The sequence below is a fragment of the Vibrio sp. 10N.286.51.C3 genome (assembly GCF_003050065.1).
Taxonomy (GTDB): domain Bacteria; phylum Pseudomonadota; class Gammaproteobacteria; order Enterobacterales; family Vibrionaceae; genus Vibrio; species Vibrio crassostreae.
The window spans coordinates 136,827-154,737 of record NZ_PIGC01000002.1; the positions used below are offsets into that span (position 1 = coordinate 136,827).

14 protein-coding genes are annotated in these 17,911 nt (G+C 44.6%); 8 read left to right on the forward strand and 6 right to left on the reverse strand.

All coding sequences use genetic code 11. The features are described from left to right. The first annotated feature begins 72 nt into the window (after positions 1 to 72). Together CWO27_RS02335 and CWO27_RS02340 are read left to right on the forward strand one after the other, a co-directional pair. Complete coding sequence (locus CWO27_RS02335; RefSeq protein WP_048659698.1) at positions 73 to 1,344, forward strand: YeaH/YhbH family protein; 1,272 nt, start codon at positions 73 to 75, stop codon at positions 1,342 to 1,344. A gap of 11 nt (positions 1,345 to 1,355) precedes the next feature. Continuing rightward, positions 1,356 to 2,918 carry a SpoVR family protein gene (locus CWO27_RS02340; protein ID WP_107898508.1) on the forward strand — a complete coding sequence of 521 codons (1,563 nt, stop codon included), beginning with the start codon at positions 1,356 to 1,358 and terminating at the stop codon, positions 2,916 to 2,918. Between the two features lie 185 nt (positions 2,919 to 3,103). On the opposite strand, the gene sohB is transcribed toward CWO27_RS02340, so the two are convergent. Next, positions 3,104 to 4,165 carry a protease SohB gene (gene sohB, locus CWO27_RS02345; protein ID WP_107898542.1) on the reverse strand — a complete coding sequence of 354 codons (1,062 nt, stop codon included), beginning with the start codon at positions 4,163 to 4,165 and terminating at the stop codon, positions 3,104 to 3,106. A 143-nt stretch (positions 4,166 to 4,308) separates the two neighbouring features. On the opposite strand from sohB, the gene CWO27_RS02350 reads away from it, so the two are divergent. The 4 genes from CWO27_RS02350 to CWO27_RS02365 all read left to right on the forward strand — a co-directional run bounded on the left by CWO27_RS02350 (position 4,309) and on the right by CWO27_RS02365 (position 10,571). Then, the gene (locus CWO27_RS02350; RefSeq protein ID WP_017629695.1) at positions 4,309 to 5,049 is read left to right on the forward strand and encodes a YciK family oxidoreductase; all 741 of its coding nucleotides are present in this window, start codon (positions 4,309 to 4,311) and stop codon (positions 5,047 to 5,049) included. Between the two features lie 154 nt (positions 5,050 to 5,203). After that, entirely contained in the window at positions 5,204 to 5,911 is a 708-nt protein-coding gene (gene imuA, locus CWO27_RS02355) for a translesion DNA synthesis-associated protein ImuA (protein ID WP_102432546.1), read from the forward strand. 3 nt (positions 5,912 to 5,914) lie between these two features. Continuing rightward, positions 5,915 to 7,384: a Y-family DNA polymerase gene (locus CWO27_RS02360; RefSeq protein ID WP_102478311.1), complete on the forward strand. Its 1,470-nt coding sequence runs from the start codon at positions 5,915 to 5,917 to the stop codon at positions 7,382 to 7,384. A 94-nt stretch (positions 7,385 to 7,478) separates the two neighbouring features. Next, positions 7,479 to 10,571, forward strand: coding sequence for an error-prone DNA polymerase (locus tag CWO27_RS02365; RefSeq protein WP_107898509.1), 3,093 nt, complete (start codon positions 7,479 to 7,481; stop codon positions 10,569 to 10,571). Between the two features lie 337 nt (positions 10,572 to 10,908). Here the strand turns inward: CWO27_RS02365 and CWO27_RS02370 are convergent, their stop codons facing one another. Together CWO27_RS02370 and mlc are read right to left on the reverse strand one after the other, a co-directional pair. Then, positions 10,909 to 11,850, reverse strand: coding sequence for a chemotaxis protein CheV (locus tag CWO27_RS02370; protein WP_048662085.1), 942 nt, complete (start codon positions 11,848 to 11,850; stop codon positions 10,909 to 10,911). A gap of 167 nt (positions 11,851 to 12,017) precedes the next feature. Further along, complete coding sequence (mlc, locus tag CWO27_RS02375; RefSeq protein WP_102478313.1) at positions 12,018 to 13,235, reverse strand: sugar metabolism global transcriptional regulator Mlc; 1,218 nt, start codon at positions 13,233 to 13,235, stop codon at positions 12,018 to 12,020. 319 nt (positions 13,236 to 13,554) lie between these two features. On the opposite strand from mlc, the gene pyk reads away from it, so the two are divergent. Beyond that, positions 13,555 to 15,000 (forward strand): pyruvate kinase, encoded by a 1,446-nt coding sequence (gene pyk, locus CWO27_RS02380; RefSeq protein ID WP_048659705.1) that lies wholly within the window; start codon positions 13,555 to 13,557, stop codon positions 14,998 to 15,000. Positions 15,001 to 15,147: 147 nt separating this feature from the next. Here pyk and CWO27_RS02385 read toward each other — a convergent pair whose 3' ends face one another. Then, positions 15,148 to 16,362, reverse strand: a complete 1,215-nt coding sequence (locus CWO27_RS02385; RefSeq protein ID WP_102432549.1) for a patatin-like phospholipase family protein — start codon at positions 16,360 to 16,362, stop codon at positions 15,148 to 15,150. A gap of 41 nt (positions 16,363 to 16,403) precedes the next feature. Further along, positions 16,404 to 16,493, reverse strand: a complete 90-nt coding sequence (gene cydH, locus CWO27_RS02390; RefSeq protein ID WP_102432550.1) for a cytochrome bd-I oxidase subunit CydH — start codon at positions 16,491 to 16,493, stop codon at positions 16,404 to 16,406. Between the two features lie 145 nt (positions 16,494 to 16,638). On the opposite strand from cydH, the gene CWO27_RS02395 reads away from it, so the two are divergent. Next, positions 16,639 to 17,232, forward strand: coding sequence for an outer membrane beta-barrel domain protein (locus CWO27_RS02395; RefSeq protein ID WP_048659707.1), 594 nt, complete (start codon positions 16,639 to 16,641; stop codon positions 17,230 to 17,232). A gap of 93 nt (positions 17,233 to 17,325) precedes the next feature. Here CWO27_RS02395 and CWO27_RS02400 read toward each other — a convergent pair whose 3' ends face one another. Continuing rightward, on the reverse strand, positions 17,326 to 17,730 hold the full coding sequence (locus tag CWO27_RS02400; RefSeq protein WP_048659708.1) for a hypothetical protein: 405 nt from the start codon (positions 17,728 to 17,730) through the stop codon (positions 17,326 to 17,328). Positions 17,731 to 17,911 lie beyond the last annotated feature (181 nt).

Here is a 17,911-nt window from a genome sequence, read left to right on the forward strand (position 1 = left end):
GCTCGTACAAAGCAATAACTCTTATACCCTAATAAAAAGTAGGATCGTGACATCATCTGAGAGGGAGTTCTTATGGCACAATTTATCGATCGGAGGCTCAATGGCAAGAATAAGAGTGCTGTGAATAGACAGCGTTTCTTACGACGCCATAAAGAGCAAATCAAAGAATCTGTGGCCGATGCAGTTAACCGACGCTCAATCACCAATACTGAAACTGGTGAAGACGTCACTATTCCCCATAAAGACATCAAAGAGCCAAGCTTTCACCAAGGTCAAGGCGGCGTAAGAGAACGCGTTCACCCAGGTAATGATCAGTTCATCACTGGCGATAAAATCGAACGTCCCAAAGGGGGCGGTCAAGGTGGTGGCTCAGGCCAAGGTGACGCAAGCCCTGATGGCGAAGGCCAAGATGAATTTACCTTCCAAATTTCAAAAGATGAGTATCTTGATATTCTCTTTGAAGATTTAGCTCTACCTAATCTAGAGAAAAATCAGGTCAATAAAATCACCGAATGGAAAACGCACCGCTCTGGTTATCAAAGCGCGGGGATTCCATCCAACATCGCTATCGTTCGTTCACTTCAGCAATCTCTAGCTCGTAGAACCGCGATGACAGCAGGTAAAAAGCGCGAGCTTAACCTACTGATGGAGCAACTTGACCAAGTTAAAATGACGGAACCGGCACAACCCTTCGAAGAGAGTCGCTTAAAAGAAGAGATTGCCGAGCTACGCAAAAAAATTGAAAACGTTCCATTCATTGATACCTTCGACTTACGTTTTAAAAACTATGAGAAGCGCCCTATTCCATCTAGCCAAGCCGTGATGTTCTGTTTGATGGATGTGTCCGGATCTATGGATCAAGCCACCAAGGACATTGCAAAACGCTTCTACGTACTGCTTTACTTATTCCTCAATCGCACCTATGAGAATGTCGATGTGGTGTTTATTCGTCACCATACTCAGGCAAAAGAAGTCGACGAGCATGAATTCTTCTACTCGCAAGAGACCGGCGGCACCATCGTTTCTAGTGCATTGAAACTAATGAAAGAAATTGTTGCAGATCGCTACCCAGCTAACGAGTGGAACATCTATGCGGCACAAGCTTCTGATGGCGATAACTGGGCTGATGACTCGCCTCGTTGTAAAGAGCTATTGGTGAATACGCTTCTGCCAACTTGTCAGTATTACTCTTACATCGAAATCACACGCCGCTCTCACCAAACGCTTTGGCACGAGTATGAGAAGTTAGAAGCAAGCTTCGACAACTTCGCAATGAAAAACATTAAAACGGTGGATGATATTTTTCCTGTGTTTAGAGAACTGTTCCAGAAAGAGACAGCGTAAGGGAGTTTGCCATGACAGCGAAATCAAACGTTGCAGAGAAAGACAAAGCTGCAAAAAAGAAAAACAACAAGATGCTGCCTGATGGTCCAGATTGGACATTCAATCTCTTGGAACAATATCACGTCGAAATTAAGCGTGTGGCGCAGCATTACCGTTTAGATACTTACCAGAACCAAATTGAAGTGATCACTTCAGAGCAGATGATGGATGCATACTCAAGCATTGGTATGCCTATCAATTACAACCACTGGTCATTTGGTAAGAAATTCATTCAAACTGAGCAAAACTATAAGCATGGTCAGATGGGCTTAGCATACGAAATTGTGATCAATTCAGACCCTTGTATCGCTTATCTGATGGAAGAGAACACGGTCACGATGCAGGCACTGGTAATGGCGCACGCTTGTTACGGCCACAACTCTTTCTTTAAAGGCAACTACCTGTTCCAGACCTGGACAGACGCTAGTTCTATCATCGATTACTTACTGTTCGCTAAGAAGTACATTAGTGGTTGTGAAGAGAAGTATGGCGTCGCTGAGGTCGAGCAACTCCTTGATTCTTGCCATGCATTAATGAATTACGGCGTAGACCGATACAAACGTCCTGAGAAGATTTCCATTGCCGAAGAAACCGCAAGGCAGGAAGAGCGAGAGGCTTATCTGCAATCTCAAGTCAACGAGCTATGGAGAACTGTGCCAAAAAATCAAGACAAGGAAAAAGAGACCAAAATCCGCTTTCCTAGCGAACCTCAAGAGAACATTCTGTACTTTATTGAGAAGAACGCCCCACTGCTTGAACCTTGGCAACGTGAGTGTGTTCGTATTGTTCGCAAGGTAAGCCAATACTTCTATCCTCAGAAACAAACTCAAGTAATGAATGAGGGTTGGGCAACCTTCTGGCATTACACCATTCTTAACCACCTTTACGACGAAGGCTTGGTGAGTGATAAGTTCATCTTAGAGTTTCTACACAGTCACACCAGTGTGGTTGCTCAACCCGCCTACAACAGCCCTTATTTCAGTGGGATAAATCCTTATGCACTTGGCTTTGCGATGTTTAGAGACATCCGACGCATCTGCGAAGAGCCCACCGATGAAGATAAAGAGTGGTTCCCTGAATTAGCCGGAAGTGATTGGTTAGAAGCGGTGCACTTTGCGATGCACAACTTCAAAGATGAAAGCTTCATCAGCCAGTACCTTTCTCCAAAGATCATTCGTGACTTTAAGCTGTTCTCAGTACTCGACGACGACCGTAAAAATACCATTGAAGTCAGTGCGATTCACGATGATCCGGGCTATCGCCTGATTAGAGAAAAACTCGCGGCGCAGTACAATCTAAGCAACCTTGAGCCGAATATTCAGGTATTTAATGTTGATGTTCGTGGTGATCGCTCAATGACACTGCAATATGTGCCTCATGACCGTATCCCGCTAGATAAAGGCTACGATGAAGTATTAAAACACCTTTATCGCTTATGGGGCTTTGATGTGATTTTGGAAGAGCTCAAAGACACAGGTCATAGAGAAATATTGACCACCTGTCCGAAACGAAATGATTATGGAGCCAAGATTTAATGCTAATCACAATAAGTAAGTGATTGGTATAAAACTCCGCTCCCCCTACAACATAGTGGTCACCCGCTCGGAAGTGGAGCAATAAAAAAGCGCATAAGTCTGATGACTTATGCGCTTTCTTTTTAAAGCTCAAACGTCTGCAAATGAACGTAAGGCACTAAACCTAGAGCTAAAACAGAATAAGCTTAAACAATCGGCTTTTGACCACGTTCAATCAGCTTCATCAGCACGTTGTCTGCAGATTTACCTGCAACGCCTGCTAGCTTATCTGATAGTTTTTTCTTCTGTACGTAGTGAATCGCTAGAACCGTCTTGTCCTTACATGCCGCTACGACTAAATCATCAGAAGTGCTAATCTCATCCACCAGCCCAAGTTCATGCGCTTGTGTACCAAACCAGTGCTCACCCGTTGCGACTTTTTCAAGATCTAGCGCTGGTCGATGGTCACGAATGAAGTCCTTAAACAAACCATGAGTTTCCTCTAGCTCTTCTTTAAACTTCTCGCGTGCTTTATCACTGTTCTCACCAAACATAGTAAGCGTGCGTTTGTACTCACCTGCTGTTAGCTGTTCGAATTCAATGTCGTGCTTTTTAAGCAGTTTGTTGAAGTTTGGTAGTTGAGCGATAACACCAATAGAACCAACAATAGCAAAAGGTGCAGATACGATTTTGTCTGCGATACATGCCATCATATAACCGCCACTTGCTGCTACTTTGTCTACCGAGATAGTCAGAGGAAGACCTGCCGCTTTGATACGGTCAAGTTGAGAAGACGCCAAACCATAGCCGTGAACCATACCACCGCCAGATTCCAGTTTAAGCAACACTTCATCACCTTCGCGAGCAACAGCCAAAACCGCAGTTACCTCTTCACGTAAAGAAGCCACTTCTTTAGCATCAATGCTGCCATTAAAATCGAGAACAAATAGGTGTGGTTCACGCTTGCTATCAAGCTCACCCTCTTTCGCTGCTTTCTTCACTTCTTTGCCACGTGATTTTACTTTCTCTTTTTCCGCTTTCTTTTCTGCTTTATCACGGGCTTTGATGAAAGCATCATCGTGTAGATGGTGCTCTAGTTGTTCAATCGTCTGTTTATGGTGTTCAGATAGGTTCGTGATTTCCAGCTCACCTTTAATTGCGTTTGATTTCCCACCCACAGATTTAGCAATCACTAAAATTGCGATGATGGCGATTACAACGGTCGCAATCTTGGCTAAAAACAAGCCGTAGTCCAACAAAAATTCCAATGTCATATCCCCTATTGTATGAATTAGTGTATTGTAACCATCTTGTCACGATTACCAAGAATTTCTCATCATTCCTGCGGTTATCTGTGTGATTAAACATCAATGGAATGACGAACATAATAAAAGAAAGAAGGATAAGCACAGTGGATTACCCAATCTCTACAGATGCCCTCAAAGATAAAGTAATTTTGGTTACAGGTGCCGGTGCTGGCATTGGTCGCCAAGCAGCACTAAGCTTCGCTCAACATGGTGCAACTGTCATTCTGTTAGGCCGCAATGTTAAAAACCTTGAATTCATTTACGATGAAATCGAAAGTGCTGGTTACCCACAGCCTGCGATCATCCCATTGGATCTAAAAGGCGCGACAAAGCAGAACTACATTGATATGGCTGAAACCATTGAGTCACAGTTCGGTCGTTTAGATGGCCTACTTCATAACGCTGGCGTTCTCGGTACTCTGAGCCCGTTTGAGCAGATTGATGAAGAAACCTTTGATGATGTTATGCAGATCAATGTGAAGTCTGAGTTCTTGATGACTCAAGCACTACTGCCTGCACTTAAGAAAGCAGAAGCGGGTCGTATCGTATTTACCTCTTCAACGGTTGGTCACTCTGGCCGTGCATTCTGGGGCACTTACGCAATTTCTAAGTTTGCTACCGAAGGTATGATGCAAATCCTAGCGGACGAGCTTGAAGACACAAATATCCGTGTTAACGCAATCAACCCAGGTGGCACTCAAACACGTATGCGTGCAAAAGCGTACCCTGGAGAAGATGCGAATAAGCTAAAAACGCCACTCGACATCATACCGCTGTACCTACACTTAATGAACCCAAGTGTGACGGACATTAATGGCCAATGTATCGATGCTCAACCTAAGTAGTTGATATTATAACCAATCGTAAAAAGTCGCTTTAATAGCGGCTTTTTTTGTATCTAAATCAAGCACCTAAAACTTAGTTCCTCTGATTTTCATCATTTTGCTTTGCATCTTTTTCATTGTTAAATATACTGTATAAATATACAGGTATTTAATTATGCATGAACTCATAAAAAACTTACAAGACCGCCAGCTAATCTGGAAAGGGCTACAATCAACAACGCTAGGAAGTACCACTTCTACAGGCTATCCGCAATTGGATAAACAGCTTGATGGTGGCTTTCCGACACACGGCGTTATTGAAGTTGAATCACAGCAAGGGATCGGTGAACTTCGCCTTCTTACGCCCTATTTAGCTCAGAAAAACTCGCAAAAACTGGCCATATTCATTAACCCGCCAGGGAAGATTTGTGCCGAGTTTTTTAGCAGCCAAGGCATTGAATTAGAGAACATTCTCATTATCCAGCCGCAACGCGAACTCGATGCGTTGTGGGCGGCTGAGCAGTGCCTCAAAAGCGGCGCTTGTCACTCTGTATTGCTATGGGGAGCCGATCTAGAAATCCACCAAACCAAGCGCTTACAAGCAGCCAGTGAAACCGGTAAGTGCCTGCAGTTTCACTTTAAAGCCACCAGCCATAATCAACTATCCCTACCCGTTTCTTTGAGCATGAAGCTGTCTTCTCACGCCCAAGGATTGAAGGTAGAGGTAACAAAAAGAAAAGGCAGTTGGTCATATGGCAGCTTTATTCTAGACATGACACACAACTGGCCGTTACTCACAGAGAAAGTCGTTTATGAAGACAGTTCAGACCGCACTTTGTCTGGTAACACTGTGCTGGCTTTTCCTATTGCGAAGCAAGGCTAGCGTATGTTGTGGCTTTATATTCACTTTCCATCTCTGCAGCTGGATACCTTGTTTAACTCTAATGAATTGGGTTCGAGCGAAGACTCACGCGAACAACCTATTATCATCGTGGATGAAAAAGATCATCGTGTGCTGCAAGCTAATCCAGCTGCGCTGCAATCGGGAATTTCGCTTGGTATGGGCTTAGGCTCTGCGGCGGCGCTGTGTCACAATTTACACGTCCACCCTTACAGTATTGAACTGGAGAAAAGTAAGCTCAAAGAGATCGCTCAATGGGCTTATCTAGTCACTTCCGACATGGCACTATTGCCACCTAATGGTTTATTGATTAAAGCCTCTAACATGCTGTCACTTTACGACGGGTTAGATAACTACTGGCATGAACTCAAAAACCATATTGCAGCCCTCAACATTAAGTTCAGTTTTGCCACAGGTTACTCGCCGCTTGCTGCGACCCTTTTGGGTAAGCAAGCGATCAACCAAGCAACAAACAATGTTGAGCAAATGAAAGCTTGGGTCAATCAGCAAGCATTGAGTTCCAGTGAACTACCGACCAAGCAAGTTGAACGCCTGAACCGTGTCGGTATCAATATCGTTGAAGACCTATTAAAGCTGCCTTTGCAAGAGGTCGCGCGTCGCTTTGACATCGACTTGGTCAATTATGTTGGTCGTCTTAATGGACAGTTCAAGCACCCGATTGATTTTTATCACCCGCCAGAGAATTTCCAACAATATCTGGAGCTGTTGTTTGATATTGAAAATATTCTGTTCATTGAAAAGCCGTTACTGAAATTACTAAATCAACTCGAGTGTTTTTTGAAGCTACGCGACCGAGTGGCTTTCGAGTTAACACTGACTTTGCACCTAAGAGATAAAGACGACCACCCTGTCTCTTTTTATTCGGCACAAGGTGATTACCTTGCTGGAAAATGGGCGAACCTTACCCATCTAACTTTAGAATCACTAAAGCTCACAGCGCCGGTTCAAGGGCTCACTCTCTCGTTAACTCGTCATGGTGAGCCTCAAATGGCCTACCATGATCTTTTTGATGGCAATACCGGAACACTTGCTGCGCTAGACCTGCTTTCACTGTTACAAGCGAAGCTTGGGCAGGCCAGTATTCAAACACCGAAAATACAGCATGACCCAAGGCCAGAAAAAGCCAATCAGTACTCGATCCCAACACTGAGTAAATCTGTGTCAAAGAGTAAAACTCCCTCAGAGTTCGAGCAACAAACCACAGTTCTCAGCGTCAATCAGCAGCGACTCAGGCCCAGTATTTTGCTGCCGGAGCCAGAAGCCTTAACCGAGAAAATTACCTTATCTCAGGGCCCTGAACGTATTGTTTCTGGCTGGTGGGATGGCGAGAAAATCATTCGTGACTACTTTATTGCTCACAGTGAAAACGGTCGATGGCTATGGGTATTCAGAACACCCGATAAACAGTGGTTCTTGCACGGTTTGTTCAGTTAGTAAGGCAGTTTGGTAAGTCGTTCTTGCCACTTGTCCCATTTAAACGCCCCTTTTTCAATCATGTTTACTCACAATGATTAAGTGAGATTACGTTATGTCTCAGCAGTACTCAGAGCTTTTCTGCCAAAGTAATTACTCCTTTCTTGAGGGAGCTTCACACGCGGAAGAGCTGGTTTTACAGGCCGACTTTTTACGTTACAAAGCACTCGCGGTCACTGATGAGTGCTCGGTCGCGGGTATCGTTAAGGTTCACTCTGCAATCAAGCAACACAAACTGTCGCTCAAGCAGATTGTCGGAAGCATGTTTTGGTTAAATGAAGAGTGCCAAGTTGTCTTGTTATGTCCAAATAGACAAGCCTATGCCGAACTGTGCCGTATTATTACCAACGCTAGACGTCGTAGCAGCAAGGGACATTATCAGCTCTCTGAGTGGGATATCATGTCGGCTAAGCACTGCTTCATCCTGTGGTTGCCTCAACAGAAAAATGAAGACGCACATTGGGGGCAGTGGCTTTCTCAGCACCACTCAGGTCGGTTATGGATTGGCTTACAACGACACCTGAAACAGACCGATCAACAGTACATTGATTACTGCGTTGTTCTGTCACAACATCACCAACTGCCTATTACAGCTTGCGGTGGCGTGTTGATGCACAATGCTAACCGCCTGCCCTTACAGCACTCACTCACTGCGATTAAATACCAAAAGCCAATAACCGAAGTGGGAAGCCATCTGTTGGCGAATGCCGAGCGCTGTTTACGAAGCATCAATAAGCTCTCTCATATATTCAAAGCTGAGTGGCTGGAAGAGAGCAACCGAATTTCTGAGCTGTGTGAATTTGATTTAGGTAGCCTACGCTACGAATACCCAAGTGAACTGATTCCTCAGGGTGAGACACCCATGAGTTATCTGCGCATGTTGGTCGAGAAAGGGAAACAGGCTCGCTTTCCACAAGGTGTGCCTAATGACATTCAACAAATCATAGATAAAGAACTCGGGCTGATTGGTGAGCTTGACTACCCTTTCTTCTTTCTCACCATTCACGACATCGTCATGTTTGCCAAAAGCCAAGGCATTCTTTATCAAGGTCGAGGTTCAGCGGCCAATTCTGTAGTCTGTTACTGCCTAGAAATCACCTCTGTTGACCCAAGGCAGATCTCAGTACTGTTCGAACGCTTCATCAGTAAAGAGCGTGATGAGCCGCCTGATATTGATGTCGATTTTGAACACGAACGCCGTGAAGAAGTCATCCAATACATCTACCAGAAATACGGCAGAGAACGGGCTGCACTTGCTGCAACTGTCATCTCTTATCGCTTCAAAAGTGCGGTCAGAGATGTCGGTAAAGCATTGGGACTACAAGAAACTCAGCTCGACTACTTCATCAAGAATACCAATCGCAGGGACAAAAACCTAGGTTGGCAAGCTCAGTTAACTCAATTGGGGCTACAACCTGATTCTTTGAAAGGGCAACAGTTTATCCACTTAGTCAATGAGATCATCGGCTTCCCACGTCATCTGTCTCAGCATGTGGGCGGCTTTGTGATCTCTTCTGGGCCCTTGTATGAATTGGTTCCTGTCGAGAACGCTGCTATGCACGATCGCACCATTATTCAATGGGATAAAGATGATCTTGAAACCTTGGGGCTACTAAAAGTGGATGTGCTCGCGTTGGGTATGCTGTCTGCGATTCGTAAATGTTTCGACCTGATCAAACGCATTCACGGGCGATCACTGACTATTGCTGAGATCACTCGCCTTAAAGACGACCCTCAGGTTTACGGCATGATTCAGCGAGCAGATACCGTCGGGATATTCCAAATTGAGTCTCGCGCGCAAATGAGCATGCTGCCAAGGCTTAAACCGAGAACTTATTACGACTTGGTGATTCAAATCGCTATCGTACGCCCAGGTCCTATTCAGGGCGATATGGTGCATCCATTTCTCAAGCGTCGAGATGGCATTGAGCCAATCAGTTATCCATCTAAAGACGTGGAATCAGTACTGTCGCGCACCTTAGGTGTACCTATCTTCCAAGAGCAAGTGATTAAACTCGCGATGGTGGCTGCAGGGTTCACTGGTGGTGAAGCAGATCAACTCAGACGCGCAATGGCCGCTTGGAAGAAAAATGGCAACGTCTTTAAGTTTAAAAACAAACTCATCGAGGGAATGCAAAAGCGCGGCTATGAGACAGAGTTTGCCGAACAGATCTTTAAACAGATATGCGGCTTCGGCGAGTACGGATTTCCGGAAAGCCACTCGGCTTCGTTTGCGGTGTTAGCGTATTGCTCAGCTTGGTTGAAATGCTACTACCCTGAATGTTTCTACGCTTCTTTGTTGAACAGCCAACCCATGGGCTTTTATAGCCCATCACAGTTGGTACAAGATGCACAGCGACATAATGTGGTGATACTTCCGGTATGTGTGAACGCTTCTCAAAACGACCACACGGTTGTCTCTCATCAGAATGGTCTAGCGATTCGCTTAGGGCTGCGACAAATCAAAGGGTTCAGCGAGCATGGGATTCAAAGCGTGATCGCCAATCGTCCACCATCCGGTTATCGCCACCCTAGCCAGGTGAAACAGTTATCGATGAATAAGAAAGATATCGAGCTACTGGCATCGGCCAATGCGCTACATAACGTCTCTGGAGACCGCTTCCAAACTCGCTGGGCGATAATGGATTCCGCGTCTGATCTACCTCTGTTTAGCCAAGCCTATGACGATACTGAGGATGAGCATGGCGAACACACACTGCACAAGCCCAACGAAATGCAAGATCTACTCGAAGACTTCACCAGTGTCGGAGTTTCATTGAACAAGCACCCAATCACTTTGCTCGAAGAAGCGGGACGATTAGGTCGATTCACACACATGAAAGATTTAATACAACAAAGACACAAATCTATGGTCACCGTTGTCGGATTAGTCACAGGAAAACAATCTCCCGGAACCGCGGCAGGTGTCACCTTTGTCACGCTAGAAGATAGCACTGGTAATATTAATGTCGTGGTATGGGGAGCAACCGCGCGCGCTCAACAGCAAGCCTACCTCACAGCCAAGGCGTTAAAAGTACAAGGGATATTAGAAAAAGAAGGAGAGGTCGTGCATGTTATCGCGGGGAAACTTATCGATATTACCGATGAAATTGTTGGTTTGAAAACCAAATCACGAGATTTTCATTAACGATTCAAATCGCCCTACCAGAAACGCTAGAAACGCTAGAAACGCTAGAAACGCTAGAAACGAAAAAGGGAAGCATCTGCTTCCCTTCATTTCAAATTGTTGAGTTACACCTCAACGTCAGCTTCCGTACGTCTTTTCTTAAATTCCCTATATAGTAATAAGCTCAAAGTCATAACGACTTTAGACGTTAACCATATCATTAAAAGGAACTACCTTAGATTGTGTGTGAAAAGTTACGTGAGTAATTGAGCATATTTTGTTACGAGAAATATGCCGCATCAATAATAGCAAACGTTTTCTATAAGGTCACTCAAAACAAACTGCATGTCGGTATAAATTACAGGATCTGACGCATACGCTCTTGAGTTACCTCAACCAGTAAATCTGGTTGGAACTTAGAAATAAAGCGATTACACCCGACTTTCTCCACCATCGCCTCATTAAAACTTCCACTTAATGAGGTATTTAGCGTAATGAATAGGTCATGCATTCTAGGATCAGTACGTACTTCGTGAGTCAGTTTGTAGCCATCCATTTCAGGCATTTCAGCATCGGTGATCATCAACAATATTTCTTGATTGATGTCTTTGCCTTCATCACACCAACTCTTAAGTAAGGTCAGTGCTTCTAAGCCATCACAACACTCAATAATATTCAACCCAAGCTGCGACAAGGTGCCTTTGATTTGATTACGCGCTGTTGAAGAGTCATCAACGATAAGCACGTTACGTCCTATCATTTCCTGGGCTAACTGCTGATCTAACACACCTTCAGAGATCGATACATCGTAATCAATGATCTCAGCCAACACTTTCTCAACATCGATGATCTCGACGATCTTGTGCTGCTCTTCTTCTTGAATATGCGTGATAGCGGTTAGGTAGTTTGCGCGGCCTGTTGTCTTTGGCGGCGGCTGGATTTCTGTCCATGTCGTATTGACGATATTACGAACTTGCCCAACCAAGAAACCTTGTACGGTTCGGTTGTATTCAGTAATGATCAGGTTACTCTCTTGAGATTCCGCACGAGATGGCGGAAAGCCAATGGCACTTCGCAGATCAATCACAGGTACCGATTCACCACGTAGAGAAGCAACACCCGTAATATGGTGGTGAGAGCCCGGTAAGCGAGTAAGTACTGGCACTTTTAGGACTTCTTTCACTTTAAATACGTTAATCGCAAATAGTTGACGACTATTTAAGCTGAATAATAAGAGTTCCAGACGGTTTTCACCGACTAGCTTGGTTCTCTGATCAACCGAATTTAAAACGCCAGACATACAACACCTTAGTGACAAATAATAACTGTGGCTACAATAGCCTACTTCAATAGGTTAAAGCAAAGCGCTAATGCACAGAATGCTTAAACTAAGTACAACAAATGATGTTATACAAAGCTTAAGTACATGGAAAGGTTCGGGGTAAGGCTTAAAGAAGAGAAAAAGAGTTAGCCTTCAATAACTTTCATTAGCAGTTGACCATCATATAAAGCCTGCTTGATGAGAGCAGCACCTGGCATGGTTGCCTGCTTATAAAAACGAGATTCCACCAGCTCTAAGTCTTTATGGTAAACCGATAGGCTCTGCTCTTCGATGCACTTTTGAATCGCTGGGTATAACACGCTCTTCGCCTGATTGATAACACCACCCACCAAGATTTTCTCTGGGTTGAATAGGTTAATCACAATCGCAATCGCAGAGCCTAGATAACGGCCTAACTGCTCAATCACTTCGACAGCCAATGGATCACCATCAGCAGCGGCAGCGCAGATCTGTTCAATAGTGACGTCTTCAAACACAGTTAGCGTTGATTCTTCACCATTTACCAGTCGCTCTTTGACTTGCTCACGGATTGCCTGAGAACTCGCCACCGTTTCTAAACAGCCTCGGTTACCACAATGACAAAGCTTACCCTCTTTATCGATCTGGATATGACCCAGTTCACCGATATTACCGTGACGCCCTTGCAGAACGCGACCATCGAGAATGATCCCGGCACCTAAACCGTGGTGAATAGAGATAAGAACAGAGTTGTCGTTATCTTGTGAGTTACCAAACAGCTTCTCTGCTAATGCCCATGCTCGGGTATCATTGGCAATAAAAACTGGCAGACCGGTTTCTTTGTAGATCTCCGGCCCTAACGCTAAATTTTCAACGTTGTAGTGCGGCATTTGCAACACAATACCCTGCTCTGAATTCACAAGGCCTGGCAGTGTGATAGCGATACTCGTCACCCTGTCGAGTTGCTCAGCATAGGTTTGGAAGAACTCATCGATTTCATGAAGAAGACGCGCCAGCACATCATCTTGATCACGTTCGTGGATATCAATTTTGGTATCGATAAGCACGTCGCCGCCCAATTCATGGAGCGCGATCGTCAAGTATCCGCGACCAAGACGCATCGACAAAAATTGCCAACCTTCGTTATTGGTTTGTAGACCGACAGCAGGACGTCCACGAGTCGTGGCTTCTTGAACCGTGGTTTCGTGAATAAGGTGAGCTTCAATGAGTTCACGGGTAATTTTAGTAATACTCGCCGGAGCCAACTCACTTTGCTTGGACAGATCGATACGAGAAATAGGACCTTTAAGGTCAATTAGTTTATATACACGACCAGCATTGACCTGTTTGATATGATCAATATGGCCCGGTTGAGCCATGTACATTTTACGCTCCAGAAATCATCAACGAGGTAATTTTTTTACTTTGCGAAGTAATTGTGAAGTCACTTGGTATATCGCCGTGACCAGTATCACGTATATACATGAATCTTTGTGTATCGAGTCAAATTGTTCGAGGAAAATTAACACCCACATCGATAAATCGAGACTTAATTTTCATAAAAAAACATCGCGCTTGAGTGCTAAATACAATAAATATCAGTAAATACAGAAATATCTTCCTAGCTCCCAATAAATTATCAATTAATGCATATACTTAATTCAGTCTTGTAAAAGATTACTTGGTCTCACTCTAGGAGTATTCATGACAGCCGAATTAAGAAAAACGAAAATCGTCACAACGCTAGGCCCTTCAACAGATAAAGGTAACGTGCTTGAAGAAATCATCAAAGCAGGTGCCAATATCGTCCGTATGAACTTCTCTCACGGCACCAGCGACGACCATATACAACGCGCAGAAAAAGTCAGAGCAATAGCAAAAAGACACGGTACTCAAATCGCCATTCTCGGAGACTTACAAGGTCCCAAGATTCGTGTGTCGACATTCAAAGATGGCAAAATCCAACTTGCCGTAGGCGACCTGTTCACTCTCGATAGCAGCCTAGGTTTAGGCGAAGGCAATCAAGAAGCCGTTGGCCTTGATTACAAAGAACTGCCTAACGACGTATCCGCCGGCGATATCTTGTTGCTTGACGATGGTCGTGTTCAACTCAAAGTAACCAAGGTCGAAGGTTGCCGTGTTCACACCGAAGTTATCATTGGCGGCCCACTCTCAAATAACAAAGGCATCAACAAAAAAGGCGGCGGCCTTTCCGCAGAAGCGCTAACAGAAAAAGACAAACGCGACATCGTCACCGCCGCACAAATCAAAGTGGATTACCTAGCGGTGTCTTTCCCTCGTAATGGTGAAGACATGCACTACGCTCGTCAGCTTGCACGAGAAGCCGGCTTAGAAGCTCACCTCGTCGCAAAAGTGGAGCGAGCAGAGACAGTCGCCACTGTTGAGAACATGGATGACATCATAATGGCCTCAGATGTGGTCATGGTGGCTCGTGGTGACCTCGGAGTGGAAATTGGTGACCCTGAGTTGGTCGGTGTACAAAAACAGCTTATACGCCGTGCCAGAGCGCTTAACCGAACGGTGATCACCGCAACTCAAATGATGGAATCAATGATTTCTGCGCCAATGCCCACTCGTGCCGAAGTGATGGACGTTGCCAATGCAGTACTCGATGGCACCGACGCAGTCATGCTTTCCGGTGAAACTGCTGCCGGTGATTACCCAGTCGAAACCGTAAAATCGATGGCAGAAGTGTGTATTGGAGCTGAGAAGATGGCGGGGGTTAACCAATCGAATTACCGTATTGACCGCACCTTTGTTACCGCTGAAGAAACCGTTTCTATGGCAACCATCTATTCGGCAAACCATATGGAAGGCATTAAAGGTGTAGTCACTCTCACCGAATCTGGCCGTACTGCGTTGATGATGTCTCGCTTAAGTGCTGACATGCCTATCTACGCGCTGTCTCGTAACGAAGGAACGCTCAATCGCTGTACCTTGTACCGAGGTGTTACACCTATTTACTTTGAGACAGAAGCCAAAGACAGCTTTGATATTGCGCTATCAACACTCACTTGCCTGAAGGAGAAAGGACACCTTAAGTTTGGCGACCTAGTGATCGTCACTCAAGGTGATATCATGGATGTAGCAGGCTCAACCAACTGTATGAGAATCTTGCCTGTCACTTAGTGTGTGGCCGTAAGGCGAAACGATTTGCCTAGTCTCAAAAGCAAAAAAGGGTTATCGAACCACGTTCAATAACCCTTTTTCATTTCAGAACATTCTTCGTTAATGACACGGCTAACTCGCGGTATGCTAACTCATCAAGATTGAGTACTACTTGTCAGCAGCAATGGTGGCCAACTGTGGCATGTGTGAATTGCGAGCGTTTTCCGTTGAAGTGTAGGTTTCTACAAATCGGTAACCGGCTTCTAAGCCCAATTCGTAATCGTGCAACAGATCTTCTTTGTCACTCATTAATGAACTCGATTTTAGCGGCTGACTTGGCGCTATTTGCACCACAAACGCATCGTCCGGTGGCGAATTCAAAAAGTCCTGAGTTAATGAATAAGTTTGGTAATGCACCATCAACATATCAGCTAAGCCTGAATCAAACTTATCCCCAATTAAATGACTCAAACGATAAATGTCATCCGCTCCAAATAGCCAGCGACCACCGTTCAGCAGGTCCAAATGCCCACGGTCACGCTTCTGCTCTTTTGAGCGCATAATTTGTTGTTGGAAGAAAGAGGCCCAGTCGTTTTTCCACTGTTCCACTTTCTGTTGCCAATGACCTTGAACACTGTCAAAAGATTCGCGGAACCATTCCAATTCTTCGGCAGATATCGGTTTAGGTGCTTTAATTGAAGACTTAGTCACCTGAGCTTCAGCTAAATCCACATCTTCATCCTCTAGCACGGGCTCAGTACGAATCACAACAATGGAACGAGCTTGCCTGCGCCATGCTTCTTGGACCGGTATGCATGCTGATACGCCACCGTCCACATAAGCACTGTCACCAATATAAATTTCATCATTGTACAAACGAGGAATGGCGCAGGTCGCAATCATCACCTTATACCAATCTTCGCCCAATAACGGAAAGTAGTGATCTCGCAGATCTTTAGAATCCGTTACAGCCGCATAGAAGTGGCGATCACCTAGCGTTTGTCGTCCCAAATCCAGATCGAGTTTGTATGGATAAGCCATGATTTGTTCTAAGGCCCACTCTAATCCAAGGTTCTTTCTGTGGCGTATATAGGAAAAGAGATTAAAGAACTCCGGTGCAGTAGTGAGGTCGAGAACGAAAGAACGACCAAGGCCTTTATCGCGGCACAGATAAGCACATAAATTAAGAGCGCCTGCTGAGGTGCCAAAAAATTCGTCGAAGGGGTCAAAATTAGAAAGAAGAAAGGCATCCAGCACTCCAGAAGTAAAAATACTTCTCTGTCCGCCACCTTGAGCGACCAGTGCTGTTTTTCCAGCAATAAACTTAGCGTAATAGTCTAAGTCTATTGCTGTATCAAGATTGGTTATAATCCCACTATTCATTATTCCCTGAGTATAAAAACTCAGCCTCGAATTGGAAGGTATTAACTACCAATCGCAATAAAGCCAAATGAAAGAATGACTGTGTAGATAAACGCTGTTATTTGTAGGGCATTTTTCAGATTATGGTCCATAGACACCTCTGGCTTATTATTAATTTGTCGAGTCTCTATTTAAGTACTATCAGGTGTGTGAAGTATCTTCAAGAATCGTCGAAATTAGTCGCACAATATTGATGTAACCATCACAATTAGTAAGTGTATGGATAAGGATATACTCATGAATAACAAAGCAAATATGATGGCACTGATTGCGTTTCTCTCCGTTTCAAGCGCACATGCTTCGCCGGAGATCATCATTACTCCGATGGTGGGTTATACCGGCGGTGGCAGTGTCGAAGACCAGGACGGTAAAACCTATGACATGAAAGGCTCTGAAAACTACACCTTTGCAATTGAAACGCCACTTGAAAAAGGACGCATCGGCTTCTTCTATTCCAATCAGAGCTCGGAATTAGAAACACTCAACCTAAGCTCCTCCATCCAATACCTACACTTTCAAAGTAGCATCTACTACCCGGCCTCCCCCGTGTTGTCGGGTTATCTAGGGTTAGGTCTTGGGGCTTCTTACGTCGATGTAGACTGGGCAAAAGATAAGTATGGGTTCTCAACCTCAATCTTTGGTGGCTTAGAGTACAAATTTAGTGATCGATTAGCGTTGAACACACAAGTACGTTGGTTAGGTACCGTCGTGGATAACGACACAACTGGCGTGTGTAACATCCCAAGCAATGGACAAGAGTGCATTATTCGCTTTGATACCGACTGGATGAACCAATTCCAAGCCAATATCGGACTCAGTTTTACTTTCTAAGCGGCTCAATGAAGCAAAAATATAAGATCGGCCCAAATGAAAAAACCAGCTAAGTGCTGGTTTTTTTCATTATTAAAACGGTTTCGGTTCAGATTAAAACTTGTAGGTAACACCTAAAGCGCCACCTACTTGCAACTCAACACCTTTATACATATCGAGCTCAGGGTGCACTTGTGCGTAAGCATTCCAACCTTCGTAGAAGTTCACTTTTACGCCTAACGGCAAGCGTAAGCCAAAGTCGTCATTCCATTCAGCCCAAGCACCAGCACCGACGTACCAACTCAATGGAGCTTCAGTCTCGAACTGACCACGCTTCCAAATGTAGTCAAATGCAGCACCGTCATTCCCAATCGTAGCACGGTATTTCTGATCAAATTCCACAACGACACTCAGGTCTTGGTCAATGGCAAGTCCAACTTCCAAAGCTGGAGCTTCAGAAGCGTGAGCAAACGAGGCTCCGCTGCAGCACATAAGGCCGATCAAGTAACGATGTTTCATAATATTCTCAGACTGTGTTTAAAAGCGGTAGTTTACTGGAATAATAACGAAAGGTGTCATCGCTAGGTAAAAGATAAAAGACACGAAAAATTTAAGAGCAACCATCAACTGATCGAGTTGAATGATAAGTATCTGAGTTAATGGAGATTAAGCATAATAGGTCTTTCATAGAGCTGAAAAT